The sequence below is a fragment of the Haloarcula regularis genome, assembly GCF_029338315.1.
In the GTDB taxonomy this organism is placed as follows: domain Archaea; phylum Halobacteriota; class Halobacteria; order Halobacteriales; family Haloarculaceae; genus Haloarcula; species Haloarcula regularis.
On record NZ_CP119794.1, the window covers coordinates 1788582 to 1801152 of the forward strand.

The 12571-nt window shown below is 68.6% G+C and carries 14 protein-coding genes; 8 read left to right on the top strand and 6 right to left on the bottom strand.

Annotation, left to right across the window (positions count from 1 at the left end; all coding sequences use genetic code 11):
- Window positions 1–3: 3 nt before the first annotated feature.
- The 3 genes from P1N55_RS09685 (at window position 4) to arcS (ending at window position 2638) form a co-directional block, all read left to right on the top strand.
- On the top strand, window positions 4–225 hold the full coding sequence (locus P1N55_RS09685; RefSeq protein ID WP_276275433.1) for a DUF7557 family protein: 222 nt from the start codon (window positions 4–6) through the stop codon (window positions 223–225).
- 2 nt (window positions 226–227) lie between these two features.
- Window positions 228–647, top strand: coding sequence for a type II toxin-antitoxin system VapC family toxin (locus tag P1N55_RS09690; protein ID WP_276275434.1), 420 nt, complete (start codon window positions 228–230; stop codon window positions 645–647).
- Between the two features lie 203 nt (window positions 648–850).
- Window positions 851–2638 (top strand): archaeosine synthase subunit alpha, encoded by a 1788-nt coding sequence (gene arcS, locus P1N55_RS09695; RefSeq protein WP_276275435.1) that lies wholly within the window; start codon window positions 851–853, stop codon window positions 2636–2638.
- 7 nt (window positions 2639–2645) lie between these two features.
- Here the strand turns inward: arcS and P1N55_RS09700 are convergent, their stop codons facing one another.
- Window positions 2646–4985 carry an STT3 domain-containing protein gene (locus tag P1N55_RS09700; protein ID WP_276275436.1) on the bottom strand — a complete coding sequence of 780 codons (2340 nt, stop codon included), beginning with the start codon at window positions 4983–4985 and terminating at the stop codon, window positions 2646–2648.
- Between the two features lie 260 nt (window positions 4986–5245).
- Here P1N55_RS09700 and P1N55_RS09705 point away from each other — a divergent pair, with 260 nt between their 5' ends.
- From P1N55_RS09705 to P1N55_RS09720, 4 genes are read left to right on the top strand one after another with little or no spacing between them, the layout of a single operon-like run.
- Window positions 5246–5620, top strand: coding sequence for a VanZ family protein (locus P1N55_RS09705; RefSeq protein WP_276275437.1), 375 nt, complete (start codon window positions 5246–5248; stop codon window positions 5618–5620).
- 41 nt (window positions 5621–5661) lie between these two features.
- A complete protein-coding gene (locus tag P1N55_RS09710; RefSeq protein WP_276275438.1) occupies window positions 5662–6177 on the top strand; it encodes a hypothetical protein in 516 nt (171 codons plus the stop codon).
- Window positions 6116–7054, top strand: a complete 939-nt coding sequence (locus tag P1N55_RS09715) for an outer membrane protein assembly factor BamB family protein (protein WP_276275439.1) — start codon at window positions 6116–6118, stop codon at window positions 7052–7054. The genes P1N55_RS09710 and P1N55_RS09715 overlap by 62 nt, the downstream gene beginning before the upstream one ends.
- A gap of 48 nt (window positions 7055–7102) precedes the next feature.
- Entirely contained in the window at window positions 7103–8179 is a 1077-nt protein-coding gene (locus P1N55_RS09720) for an archaeosine biosynthesis radical SAM protein RaSEA (RefSeq protein ID WP_276275440.1), read from the top strand.
- Window positions 8180–8200: 21 nt separating this feature from the next.
- Here the strand turns inward: P1N55_RS09720 and P1N55_RS09725 are convergent, their stop codons facing one another.
- The 5 genes from P1N55_RS09725 to P1N55_RS09745 all read right to left on the bottom strand — a co-directional run bounded on the left by P1N55_RS09725 (window position 8201) and on the right by P1N55_RS09745 (window position 11296).
- Window positions 8201–8497 (bottom strand): hypothetical protein, encoded by a 297-nt coding sequence (locus P1N55_RS09725; RefSeq protein ID WP_276275441.1) that lies wholly within the window; start codon window positions 8495–8497, stop codon window positions 8201–8203.
- Between the two features lie 295 nt (window positions 8498–8792).
- On the bottom strand, window positions 8793–9470 hold the full coding sequence (purQ, locus tag P1N55_RS09730; RefSeq protein ID WP_276275442.1) for a phosphoribosylformylglycinamidine synthase I: 678 nt from the start codon (window positions 9468–9470) through the stop codon (window positions 8793–8795).
- Window positions 9467–9721: a phosphoribosylformylglycinamidine synthase subunit PurS gene (gene purS / locus P1N55_RS09735; RefSeq protein ID WP_276275443.1), complete on the bottom strand. Its 255-nt coding sequence runs from the start codon at window positions 9719–9721 to the stop codon at window positions 9467–9469. The genes purQ and purS overlap by 4 nt, the downstream gene beginning before the upstream one ends.
- A gap of 38 nt (window positions 9722–9759) precedes the next feature.
- Window positions 9760–10413 carry a DUF7504 family protein gene (locus P1N55_RS09740; RefSeq protein ID WP_276275444.1) on the bottom strand — a complete coding sequence of 218 codons (654 nt, stop codon included), beginning with the start codon at window positions 10411–10413 and terminating at the stop codon, window positions 9760–9762.
- Between the two features lies 1 nt (window position 10414).
- Window positions 10415–11296, bottom strand: coding sequence for a GAF domain-containing protein (locus P1N55_RS09745; protein ID WP_276275445.1), 882 nt, complete (start codon window positions 11294–11296; stop codon window positions 10415–10417).
- A gap of 122 nt (window positions 11297–11418) precedes the next feature.
- Here P1N55_RS09745 and P1N55_RS09750 point away from each other — a divergent pair, with 122 nt between their 5' ends.
- A complete protein-coding gene (locus tag P1N55_RS09750) occupies window positions 11419–12393 on the top strand; it encodes a formyltetrahydrofolate deformylase (RefSeq protein ID WP_379690078.1) in 975 nt (324 codons plus the stop codon).
- Window positions 12394–12571: the final 178 nt, after the last annotated feature.

Genomic DNA, 12571 nt, shown 5'->3' on the forward strand with positions numbered 1-12571 from the left:
CGCATGAGCACGTCGATTCGTATATCCGAAGAGACGAAACGGAAACTCGAGGCGGTGAAACGAGACGACGAGACCTTCGATGAGTTACTGGACCGGCTAGCGGTGACGCGAACGCCGGACGACGTCGAAGCGATGGCTGGGTTCGGGGGCGAAGGAGTCGAGGAACACATGGAGAACACACACGAGGCGCTGTCCGACTCGCTCGAAGAGAACAGTACACGTTGACGATGCTCTGCCTCGACAACAGCGTGGTCGCGAAGTTCGCCCGACCGGACCCGGATGCAAACGTCGTTGCGTACCTGAAACGCAATGCATCTGACCCCTGGGCGGTCCCAGCGACCGTGCTGTTCGAGTACCTTCGGTACTATTCGTCACAGTCTGCGGTCAATCAGCAGCACCACGCGCTCACCCAGCGCATACAGCGGGTGTTGGCGCTGAACGAGGACGTCGCAGTCGAGGCGGTGCTGCTCGAGCACGCGCTGACAAAACAGGATGTCAGCCTCGATCTGGCCGACCTCCTCCACGCTGCGACCGCCCGTGCGAACGACGCAACGTTCGTCACCTGTGACACAGAGGACTTCGACAGACCGCCGATCCGACAGTTGCTGGATATCGCTATCGTCGAGCCCGCCGACGCCGCACAGTAACCAGCTCCGTCAAACAGGGATGGGTCTGGCAGCGGTCGGAATGTGCGCTCGTACGGCGTTCAGGTGTCCCCGCACAGCGCAACGTGGATTAAGGTGGCGGTCAGAGTGGACACCGAAGGAGAGTCGACGACGTATCGGCCGAGGCTGAATCGGCTGCCCGCCGAAGAGCAAGATAGTTACTCGCCCGCGGCCGACGCTACCCCATGACCGACTACTTCGAGGTCCACGAGCGCGACGCCGCCGCGCGACTGGGCGAATTACGCCTCGCCGAGTCCGTGACGACGCCGGCGATCGTGGACGACGTGGAGGCTGACACCCCGGGAGCCGTCCACACCCTGCTTCGCGACGGCGGGAGTCTCTGGGCCCAGGACGGGTCCGACCCCGAGGGCGACGACAGCGCGGTGACCGTTCTTCCCTACCGCGGGCTGCCGGCCGGCACGCCCGACGAGGTGGCCGACGCCTTCGCCGGTGACTACCCCGACGTCGACTTCCCCAGCGCGGCCGTAGTGTCGCCCCGGACCGCAGGACAGCACACCGGCGACGTGACCGTCCTCTCGGGGGCCCCGGGCTACGTCGGCCACGGTGAGGCCTTCGTCGACGCCATCACGGCCGTCCGCGAGGCGACGCCGAGCGACACGGCGCTCTACCTGCCCGGCGTCGCCACCCCGCGCAACGTCGCGACGCTGGTCTATGCCGGTGTGGACCTGGTGGACCCGGACCGAGCGGTCGTCCGCGGCACCGAGGGGCGCTATCTCACCACCGACGAGGCGTACTTCCTCGAGGACCTCGAGGAGCTGCCCTGTGCGTGTCCGGCCTGTCAGGTCCCGCGCGACGAGTTCGACCGCGAGGCCTGCGTCGCCCACAACGTCAACGCGCTGGCCGCCGAACTGCGTCGGGTCCGCCGGCGCATCCGCGACGGCCGCCTCCGGGACTACGTCGAGGGGCAGGCCCGCCAGGACAACTGGCTCACGGCGACGGTCCGCCTGCTCGACCAGCAGTACGGCTACGTCGAACAGCGCACTCCGCTCATCCGCCGCGCCCAGCTCTCAGCCGCAACGGAGGACGCCATCCGCCGCGTCGAGATTCAACGGTTCGCCGAGCGCGTCACCGAGCGCTACGTCCCCCGCTTCGACGACCGCCCGCTCGTGCTCGTCCCCTGTTCCGCGCGCAAGCCCTACAGCGACTCCCAGAGCCACGAGCAGTACCACGACGCCGTCCACTGGCGCGCGCACATGGTGTCGATGACCTCCCCCATCGGCGTCGTCCCCCAGGAGCTCGAACTCACCTACCCCGCACAGCACTACGACTCCGTGGTGACCGGCGAGTGGAGCGCCAACGAGGTCGAGTTCGTCAGCGCCGTCCTCGAACGGTACCTCGAAGACGCCGACTACCCGGAGATCATCGCGCACGTCCCCGGGGAGGGGTACCGGGACATCTGCGAGCGCGTGGAGGAGTCGCTGGGCCTCGAGTTCAGCTACACCGTCTCGGACCACCCGACGACGGCCGACTCGCTGGGCAACCTCGCCGCGGAACTCGAGGGGTGGGACACCTACCGGAAGTCGACCCGCGAGGCAAACACCGTCCGCGCCGTCGCGGACTACCAGTTCGGGGAGGGTGCCGGTGACTCACTCTTCGACGACATCCAGACGACGGGTCGCTATCCCCAGCTGCGCGCGGACACCCAGGACGGCGAGCAGCTCGCCGCGCTCGCCCAGCAGTACGGCGTCCTCTCGCTGACGCTCGCCGGCGCCCGCCGTTGGGTCGAGAGCGACGTGCCGACGAAAACGGTGGAGATCGAACCGTTCGTCCCCCACGGCTCCGTCCTTGCCCCTGGCATCACCGACGCCAGCGACGACATCCGCGTCGGCGACGACGTGGTCGTCCGCGGGGACGCCGCCTTCGGCGTCGGCCGTGCCCAGATGAGCGGGCCGGAGATGCGCGACTCGACGCGTGGTATCGCCGTCCAGATGCGCCACGTCGAGGAACAGTAGCGAACGGTTATCCGACCGTCACGTTCTGGCCGTCGTAGACCGCCGCCTGGGAGACGTCGATCCGACGGGTTTCGCCGCCCGCTACCGTCACGGTGTACGGTCCGGGGTTCGCGACGGTCACCGCGAACGCGCCCGTCGCGTTCGTCGTCGCCTGGCGCTCGTACTCGAACGACGTCCCCGAGACGGTGACGTCCGTCGTGACCGTCACGGTGGCGTTCGCCGCCGCGGTTCCACGGACGGTGGCTCCCGGCACCAGGGCGAACGCCTTGTGGCTCCCGCTCTCGCTGGCGTAGACTGGCTGGAGATGTCCCAGTCCAGCGACGTCGCCGTTTCGACTCCCCATGGCGTCGTGCATCCGGCCGTACATCGTCTCGGCCGGCAGGTCGGGCCCGTCGGTCGTGACGACGTAGCCGACCCGGCCCGAATAGCGGTCGTAGACGCCCGCTGGCGACTGGGAACTGAGAAACTGTGGGTGGTTGCTCCGGGCGTAGCCGTAACTTTCGGATTCGCCGCTCACGAAGTAGTTGTACACGCGGCTTTGCCCCCACCGACTGAGGACGTAGTTCTGATTGTATTCGAGTTCGCGCTCGGCGGCGTTCGCCTCGATAGCACTCGCCGCCTCGTAGGTACCGTCCTCGATGACGACCTGGCTCGTCTTGACCGGGACCTGCAACATTCCGAAGCCGCCAAACAGCAGGAAGAGGACGACCAGCGCACCGAGGGTGCGTGTCTCCGGGACGACGACGTCGACGACATCTCGGCCGCCATCGGTCGAAAGCGGCCGGGCGAGGTCGATCCAGGAGGCCACCCACACGAACGCGACGCCGGTAAACAGCGCGGCGAACGTCGCCAGTTCGCCGACGAACCGGACCTGGATGGTCGCGAGCGCGAAGAAGAACCACGCGTAACTGCTGGCGACGAGCCATCCGAGCGACCCCTCACGTGCTTGCTGGACGCCCCAGGCCATCGCCGGGAGCGAGAGGATGAGCGTGAAGCCAAAGAGGAGCAGGAAGCCAAAGGAGTCGGCGTTGAAGAGCCCGTACGTCTCGGCGATGGCGTCCGAACGAAAGAGCGTATCGAGACGGCCCCGTACGGTCGCCCACTGCGCCGGGAGGCCAAAGCGGAGGACGAGGAACCCGACGACACCGAGCCCGACGTCGATTCCGGCCAGTTGTCTCGCGGTGCCGTCGGCTCGACGAACGGCCTCGGCAGTCAACGAGACCGCCAGTATTCCGACGGTCAGCAGTGCTGGCGTCGAGGCGACGAGGGCTGTCTGCCAGCCGGCAACCGCGTGGACGCCCCAGGCGAGGACAGCCCCCAGCGTCGTCCCTGCGAGGACCGGCGCGTTCGTGCGGAGCGACGACCGGTCGGCCGAGACGTCGAGAATCGTCTTGCCCGTCAGGGCGATACCGACGGGCAAAATCAGCAGCGGGCCTGCCTCCCACGCGAGGACCTGTCCGGCCAGACCGAGTCCGAGCCCACCGGCAGCGAGCCAGATGCCCGGTGCGCGTAGCGAGTTCCTGTCCACGTCAGCCGTCAGCAGGACGACCAGCGCCAGCGTCGTCAGGCCGAGCCACGGGTAGTCGAAGGCGTGGTGGTCGGCGAACCCCAGACTCGTGCGGAACGCGTGGCCGGGGATAAAGGCCAGAAAGAGGACCGAGGCCAGGCCGACGCGTCTGTCGTTGGTCACGCGAAGCGCGAGCGCGTAGAGCAAGACGGCAGTGACGAGCGCCGAGACGACCGGGTACCACGCGAGTACGTGCCCGATGGCCTCGGTGCTCCCGCCGAATAGACTGGCGACCCACCAGAGGGTCGCGACCATCAGTGGTTCGCCCTTGACGAGGCTGCCGGCCATCGCCGAGAGCGCGCCGAAGTCGGCCGCGCTCCCGGCCTGGGCGGCGACCTGTTCGACGTGGTACCGGTAGAAGTACGGGTCGTTCCCCGAGAGGACGATGTCGCCGCCGCGGTATATCGAGCCGACGACGTAGGCGCGGGCCACGACGACGACGGCCAGCGCGGCGGCCAGAAAGCCGACCGCCCGCGACTCCAGTTCGAAGTCTGTGAGCGAGGAAAGCGATTCGGAGCGGCCTCGCGACCCGGAACCAGCCTCGGCGGCGGGCTCCCCGTCCAGGATCGCGCGAACGGTCTGCGGGTCGGCGACGCGGTACTGGCCGTTTGCCTTCTCGACGAGACCGGCCGAGACGAGTTCGCCGAAGTGGCCCGAGTCGACGGGGACGTCGTCGAAGTCCCAGCCGTCGGCCTCGTCGTCGACGGCGAGGACCGCTTCAGCGGCGGATTGCAGTTCGGGGCGGTCTTCGAGGACCGCCGCCCCGGACTCGTCGTTCATGTATCGGTTCTTCGCTGTGGGGCGAATAAATCCATCGGGACGTGGGAGTCAGTCGAAACGTCGGAGTCGGTTGTGGCGACGGGATCCGCCCCGTCCGCAGGTTTACCACATCGCGCGGCGACGTGCGCAGAGATGTGCTGACCGGTAGCTCCCACTCGTCGTGGGGAGAGTTATCTTTTTCACCGGAGGAACGTGGTCGCTTCGGCAGTCCCCGTTCCGAGCACCGCGTGGCTTATTCGCCGCGACGGCGAACCCGGGGTATGGAACGGTCGGCGTTGCGCCGGTGGCTGCCCGCCCTCGCGCTCGCGCTCGGCTTGCTGGTCACGTCGCTGGTGCCGCTGCCACAGAACGGCGGCGAGGTGCCGACGCTACTGGGCGTGGCGCTGGACAAGTGGGTCCACGCCGCCGGGTACGGGACGTTCACCGTGGCGCTCGCCAGCGGCCGGCGCGCGGGAACCCGTGGCACCGTCGCCGTGGTCGTGATATTCGCCATCGCCTACGGTGCGGGCATCGAGGCGTTGCAGGGCCTCCTTGCCTCGCGGTCGACCAGCGGCGCGGACGTGCTGGCCAACGGCGTCGGTGCCGTCGTCGCCGGCGCCGGGTGGCACTGGTCGCGTCGGTCAAAGCGCGACTGAGCCTCCGGAACCACCTTTGGGTCGGCGCCGAGAGGTAGCGTATGGCCTCCCGGAGAGCGTACCTCCGCGCCGCCGGCCTCGCGCTCGTCGGGGTCGCCGGGTGTAACGGACTCGGCGAGCGCGACGGGACGGCGACCGACGCCCCGACCGCGTCGCCGGCGGACCCGGAGCGAACGACGTCGACGCGGACCGAGCGAACGACCACCGAGGACACCGACACGGAGCCGGCCGGGTCAGACGGCCTCGACGAGTGGCGACCGACCTGGTCGTTCGACGTCGAGTTCGGCGACGTGCTGGCGCTGACTGCCGACGGGAGCGACCTCTACGCGACGCTGAGCGACGACGCGGGGCGGTCGGCCGTCGCGAAGGTCGACCGGGCCCGACAGGACCTCGCCTGGCAGACGCAGTTCCCCGGCGAGGCGGTCACCAGTACTCACCTCCGGCAGACGAACGCCAGGGACACGCGGAGCCTCACCGTCGCCGACGCAGCACTGTATGCCGTCACCGGCCCGAGAAGAGGACGACACCTGGACGCGCATCCACGCGCTGGACCCTGACAGCGGGAGGGAACAGTGGTCGTTCGCCAGGGACCGTGAACTGGCGGTCGCCGGGGTCCGCGACGGCACCGTCGTCGCCGGGGGCCTGGAGTTTTTCGTCCCCGATTCGACACACGACATCCCGGAGGAACCACTGACGACCGTCGTCTACGGCATCGACGCCACGAGCGGCGACGTGCGCTGGAGCCGAGAGTTCACCGCCGTCGAGGCGGCGACCACGGCGACCGGTGGGCTCGCCGTGGCGTCTGCGTCGGGCGTGACGGCACTCGACATGGACGGGACCGAACGGTGGTCGAAGTCGACCGGGGAGGCCCGGACGGTCGTTCCGGTCGGCGACGGCGTCGTGGTGGCAGTCGAGGACGGGGACCGGTCGACGCTTCGCGCCTTCGGTCCCGACGGGTCCGAGCGCTGGCAAAAGCGGCGAGCGGTCGAGGTCTTTCTCGCCGACGGAGACCGTCTGTACGCGCTGGGCGAGGAGACCGTGGCGTTCGACGCCGACGGGACCGTCGCGTGGGCCGTCGACGGTCACGGCCAGTGGCCCCTGCTCGCGCCCGACGGGGAGACGCTCTATGCGCGTGCCGGCGTCGGTGCGGACGCCGTCGACGCGTTCTCCGTCCCCGAGGGCGGTCGCCGCTTCCGCTGGACGACGCCGTCGAACAACGGGTGGCCGACGGGGGCGACCGATTCCTTCGTCGTCGCCGAGGCCATCACGCCCGAGACGGCCGAGTTCACCAGCCTGTTCGCCGTCGACGAGCAGTCCGGGGAGCCGATGGCCGTCTACCGCCCCGCAGAGCGGGTCCTCGACGTGGCCGGGTTCGCCGACGTCGCGTACGCCGGCACCGGCGGCCGACTGCTCGCCTTCGAGCGCCCCGGCTGACGTCGGCTAACGAAGCCGCTTTACGCGCCCGTCGGTTACCCTGGCCCAATGAGCAAGCCCAGTCCCGACGTCTACGAGCAGGGCAAGGGCATGGACGCCCACAACGCGGTGATGCGTGAGGTTCGAGCACGCAACGACTCGACCTACGACCCCCGCGAACCGACCAGGGTCTGGCTCGACGAGGACAACACGCCCGACGGGGTGTACCAGAGCCTGACCATCATCTTAAACACCGGCGGCTGCCGGTGGGCCCGCGCCGGCGGGTGTACGATGTGTGGCTACGTCGCCGAGTCCGTCGAGGGCGGCAGCGTCGCCCACGAGGATTTGATGGCCCAGATACAGCACTGCCTGGACCACGAGGCGGAGAACGCGGACGAGACGTCCGACCTCATCAAGATCTACACCTCCGGGTCCTTCCTCGACGAGCGCGAGGTGCCGGCCGAGACCCGACGGGCCATCGCCGAGACGTTCGCCGACCGCGAGCGCATCGTCGTCGAGTCGCTGCCGGACTTCGTCCAGGCCGACCGCGTCGGCGACTTCGTGGACGTGGGCCTCGAGACGGACGTCGCCGTGGGCTTGGAGACCGCGACCGACCGCGTGCGCCACGACTCGGTGAACAAGTACTTCGACTTCGCGGACTTCGAGGACGCCTGCGCCGCGGCGACAGAGGCCGGTGCCGGTGTGAAGGCCTACCTCCTGATGAAGCCGCCCTTCCTCACCGAATCGGAGGCCGTCGCGGACATGAAACGCTCCGTGCGGAGGTGCGCCGCCGTCGAGGGCTGTCACACCGTCTCGATGAACCCCTGTAACGTCCAGCGCTACACGATGGTCGAGGAACTGTACCACGACGGCGGCTACCGCCCGCCGTGGCTCTGGTCGGTCGCCGACGTGCTGGAGTCGACCGCCGACGCGGACGTCATCGTCGTCTCGGACCCCGTGGGCCACGGGAGCGACCGCGGGCCGCACAACTGCGGCGAGTGCGACGACCGGGTCCAGCGCGCGATCAAGGACTTCGACCTGCGACAGGACGAGACGGTCTTCGAGCAGGTGTCCTGTGAGTGTGAGGCGACGTGGGAGGCGGTGCTGGAGCGGGAGAAAGGGTACTCGCTGCCACTGGCGCGTTGAGGACTGGCCGTTCCGCCGGGGTCAGAGCACGTCGTCCGGGTCGTGTTTCCCTTGCATCCGGTCTGCCTCGTCCGCGTAGCGCTCGCGCGTCTCGGCGTCGTCGACGGTCCCGAGGTTGTCCGGCGAGACGGCCATCGAGACGGGCGTCTCCCGGTGGTCGCCGGTGTAGGAGGTCAGCGCCCGTTCCTTCCGGAAGTCGCGCCGGCCGTCCGGCGTCGCGTAGGTGAGGATGATGAGGTTCTGTTCGTCGTCGGAGTAGGTCCGTTCGACCAGCCAGACCCTGACGGTCTCCTGTGTGGTCGCGTGTTCGGTGCCCATAGGTGACAGTACGCTGACGACCGGGAAGTAAATGTCGGCGGCGTCGGGCGGCCGCGTGGACCACTTTCACTTTCACTCCGGTAGGATGGCCCTTTTGTAATCAGGGGGTGTACGCTGTCGTAGGGGCCGCCGGGACTGTCACACGCTCCAGATGGCCCCGTTCCCATCCATCTCCCTTTGGATTCGACGCCGTGAGCGACGGCATCGCCACGCCCCGGGGTTCGAGCAAGACGTAACGACGGTGAGCGTTGCTCTCAGGTCACTCGGTAGCACGCGAGAACGGCAGAACGAGTCGTTACTCCGCGAACCCTTCGAGCACGCCCTGGCCGTCGGTGCGGCCGAGGTCCGCGAGCGAGGCGCGTTCGGGGTGGGGCATCATGACAGCGACGTGGTCGCCCGCGCCGGTGACGCCCGCGACGGCGTGTTTCGAGCCGTTGGGGTTGGCCTCGGGCGTGACCGCGCCGTCCGGGTCGCAGTACCGAAAGAGGATGCGGTCGTTCGCTTCGAGTTCCTCGAGGCGCTCGTCGGTGATCTCGTAGCGGCCCTCGCCGTGGGCGATGGGGAGTTCGACCACGTCGCCTTCCTCGTAGTGGTTGGTCCAGGGCGTGTCGGCGTTCTCGACGCGGAGGTGGACGTGTTCACACTGGAACCGGGCGCTCTCGTTGGTGGTGAACACGCCGGGAGTCAGCGACGACTCACAGCCGATCTGCGCGCCGTTACAGACGCCGAGCACCGGTGTGCCTTCGTCGGCAGCGTCTTTGACCTCCTGCATGATTGGCGAGCGAGCGGCCATCGCGCCGGCCCGGAGGTAGTCGCCGTAGGAGAAGCCGCCGGGGAGCATGATACCCTCGACGGAACCTGGTAGCCCGTCCTCGTGCCACACGAGTTCGGCCTCGAAACCGAGCGACTCCAGGGCCCGGACCGAGTCGCGGTCGCAGTTCGAGCCGCCGAACTGAATCACTGCAATCGTCATTCCGCCTGGTCGACCTCCACGTCGTAGTCGTGGATGGTCGGGTTCGCGAGCAGGCGTTCGGCCATCTCCGCGGCCCGGTCGGCGGCCTCGTCCGCCGACGCGGCGTCGATGTCGAGCTCGAACTGATCCGCAGACCGGAGGTCCTCGAGCTCGAAACCCAGCCGTTCGAGCGAGTGCTGGGTCGTCTCGGCCTCGGGGTCCAGGACTCCCCGTTTGAGTCGGACGGTCACCGTTGCGGTGTAGACGGTCATTACACGCAAGCGGGCGTGGGGCGGAGAAAACGCTTGTGTTATCTCATCGGCGTCCACTCGCGTGGCTGGTCGGGCAGGCCCTTCACCCGGATTTCGGGGCCGTCGTCGCCCCCGCGAACGTCGACCCGGCCGTCGAACGACTGGGCGATGCTGCCGACGACCTGGTCGTCGTGGGCCTCTGGGTCGATGACACAGACGCCCAGGCCGTCGGCGGTCCGGATGCGGCTGGTGACGATGTTCACGAACCGGAAGACCGAGCGCACGTCCTCGCTGAACACCAGCAGCGGCGTCAGCGTGTAGATGCCTGTCCTGACGGCATCGTAGCCCCGCGCGTACAGCTCCTCGTACTGCCCGGAGTACTCGATGCCGATGCCCGTGAGGTCGGCGGGGGAGGACACCGCCGTGACGGACTCGCCGAGTCCCTCGTCGTCCGCCCTGTTGCAGTCGACGACCCGAACCCGGCCGCCGGAGACGTCACAGTCCAGCGCGTCGAACCCCGTCAGGATCTCGCCGGCACTCGTGTCGGCGGCGACGACGACGATGCCGTCGGCCGAGTCGGCCGCGAGCAACCGCAGCGCCGTCTCGCGGGTGCCGTCGAGAATCGGCCCGGCGACCAGGATGTTGGTCCCCGGGTCGACGGGGTTCAGCGGCGTCCCCGCGAACGTATACCGGCCGTCGTGGCGCTGGCCCATCTTACGTCACCCCGGCACCGAGTCGACGGCGCAGCGACAACTGTTCTTCGACTTCGTCGGCGAATCGCCGGAGGTCGGCCCGCTCGGCGGCCGTATACGAGCGGGGCTCGTCGTCGATACAGCAGACCGCGCCCAGGGCGTTGCCCGCCCCGTCGGTTATCCGGGCCCCGGCGTACGAGCGGATGTCGAGGTCGTCGAGTCGCTCGTTGGCGGCGAAGCGAGGGTCCTCGTGCGTGTCTTCGACCACGGTCAGTTCGTCCGAGAGGATGGTGTGCGTACAGATGGAGTCCTCGCGGGCCAGCGTCCGCCAGTTGGCACCCTCGCAGGCGACGAACCGCTCCTCGTGTTCGTCGACGAGTCCCACGAAGGCGACGTCGATGTCGAAATGCGTCGTCATCAGCGCCGTGAGGCGCTCGAACGTCTCCTCGGCGGCGAGCGCCTCGACGTCGTATCCGCGGACGGCCGCGAGGCGCTCTTTCTCCCGGTCCGGCACGGGGAACGCGGCGTGGGTCGACTCGGCGGCCGCCAGCGCGACGACGTCGGCGAGTCGCTCGCGGGCAGCAGGAATCGACCGCGGGACGTACTCGACGACCTGGTCCGGCCGGCCCCGGGGCAGGTCGGACGGCGACTCGTCGGTAAAGAGGATACAGACGCAGTCGTTGTGTGCCAGTCGGACCGCGTCAACGACGTCGAAGGCGTCTCCGTCGGGGAAGGAAAAGGCCGTGACCACGCAGTCGACTGACTCGTCGACGGCCGCGTCGACGGCCGCGACGGTGGCCGCGCCGACGACGTCCAGGTCCGCGGCGGTCAGCGCCTCGACCGTCGCCGCCCGTTCCGCGTCGTCCGGGTCGGCACAGACCACGGTCGGGTGGTGCTCGCTCACACCGCAGGGGAAGCGCCCGTGGGTAATAGTTGTGGTGCCGCCTGGGCGAAAACGAAGCCTTTTGCTTGGGGCACGACCAACTGAGCGCCAATGAAACACATCGAGCGCCGGAGGTGGTGGGCGTGACCCGGAACCTGACCGAGATAACCGTCGTCGGCGACGACGACACGGGGCTCATCGCCGAGGTCACCTCCCTCCTGTTCGAACGCGGCATCAACATCGAGGACCTAGACCAGGCCGTCCGGGAGGGCGTCTTCCGGATGACCATGCACGTCGACACCGCCGAGATGGTCACGACGGAGGAGAAACTCCGCGAGGACCTGACCGAGCTCGGGGACGAGCTCGACGTCGACATCCAGGTGCGGTTCCCGGCGGACCGCGAGACCCAGTCCATCGCCGTCCTCGTCACGAAGGAATCCCATTGCCTCGAAGCCCTCTTCGAGTCCTGGGCCAACGGCGACCTGGGCGCCGACATCGAGGTGGTCATCGGCAACCACAGCGACCTCGAGCCCCTGGCCGCGAAGTACGACGTTCCCTTCCACGACATCGGCGACGAGAAGGGGACGCCCGACGAGGCGGAACTGCTCGAGTTGCTCGCCGAGTACGACGCCGACCTCATCGTGCTGGCCCGCTACATGCGCATCCTCTCGCCGGACGTCGTCTTCCGCTACGAGAGCCGCATCATCAACGTCCACCCGAGCCTGCTGCCGGCGTTCCCCGGTGCCTCCGCCTACATGCAGGCCATCGAGGAAGGGGTCCGCATCGCCGGCGTGACCGCCCACTACGTGACGACGGACCTAGACCAGGGCCCCATCATCACCCAGCGGGCCTTCAATGTCCCCGACGACGCCACCGAAGAGGAACTCCAGCAACTCGGCCAGCCGCTCGAGGCCGACGCGCTGCTGGAGGCGATTCGGCTCCACCTCAACGACGAGGTCACCGTCCACCGCGGCCGGACGAAGCTGCGGGACCCCGAGGAGACGGAGGCCCAGCTGGGCGCGCCGGAGGAACTGGACAGCCTCAACCCCGACCGGCCCATCGACGGCCTCGGGGAGTTCGTGGCCGGCGAGGAGCCGGAGGCCGAAGCGGACGATTAGGCCAGTCCGAACCGGCCTGGCGTGTTCGGACACGTAAGCGGCCGGTTCGTAGAAGCGGACGATTAGGCCGGCGAGTGTCCGCAGGACACTCGGTACAGGCGAGCGGTGGCACCGGGAACCGGCCGGACCTGCATCGCGAGGTCCGGCACTCCGCCGGTCAGGGTCGTTGACGCGGACG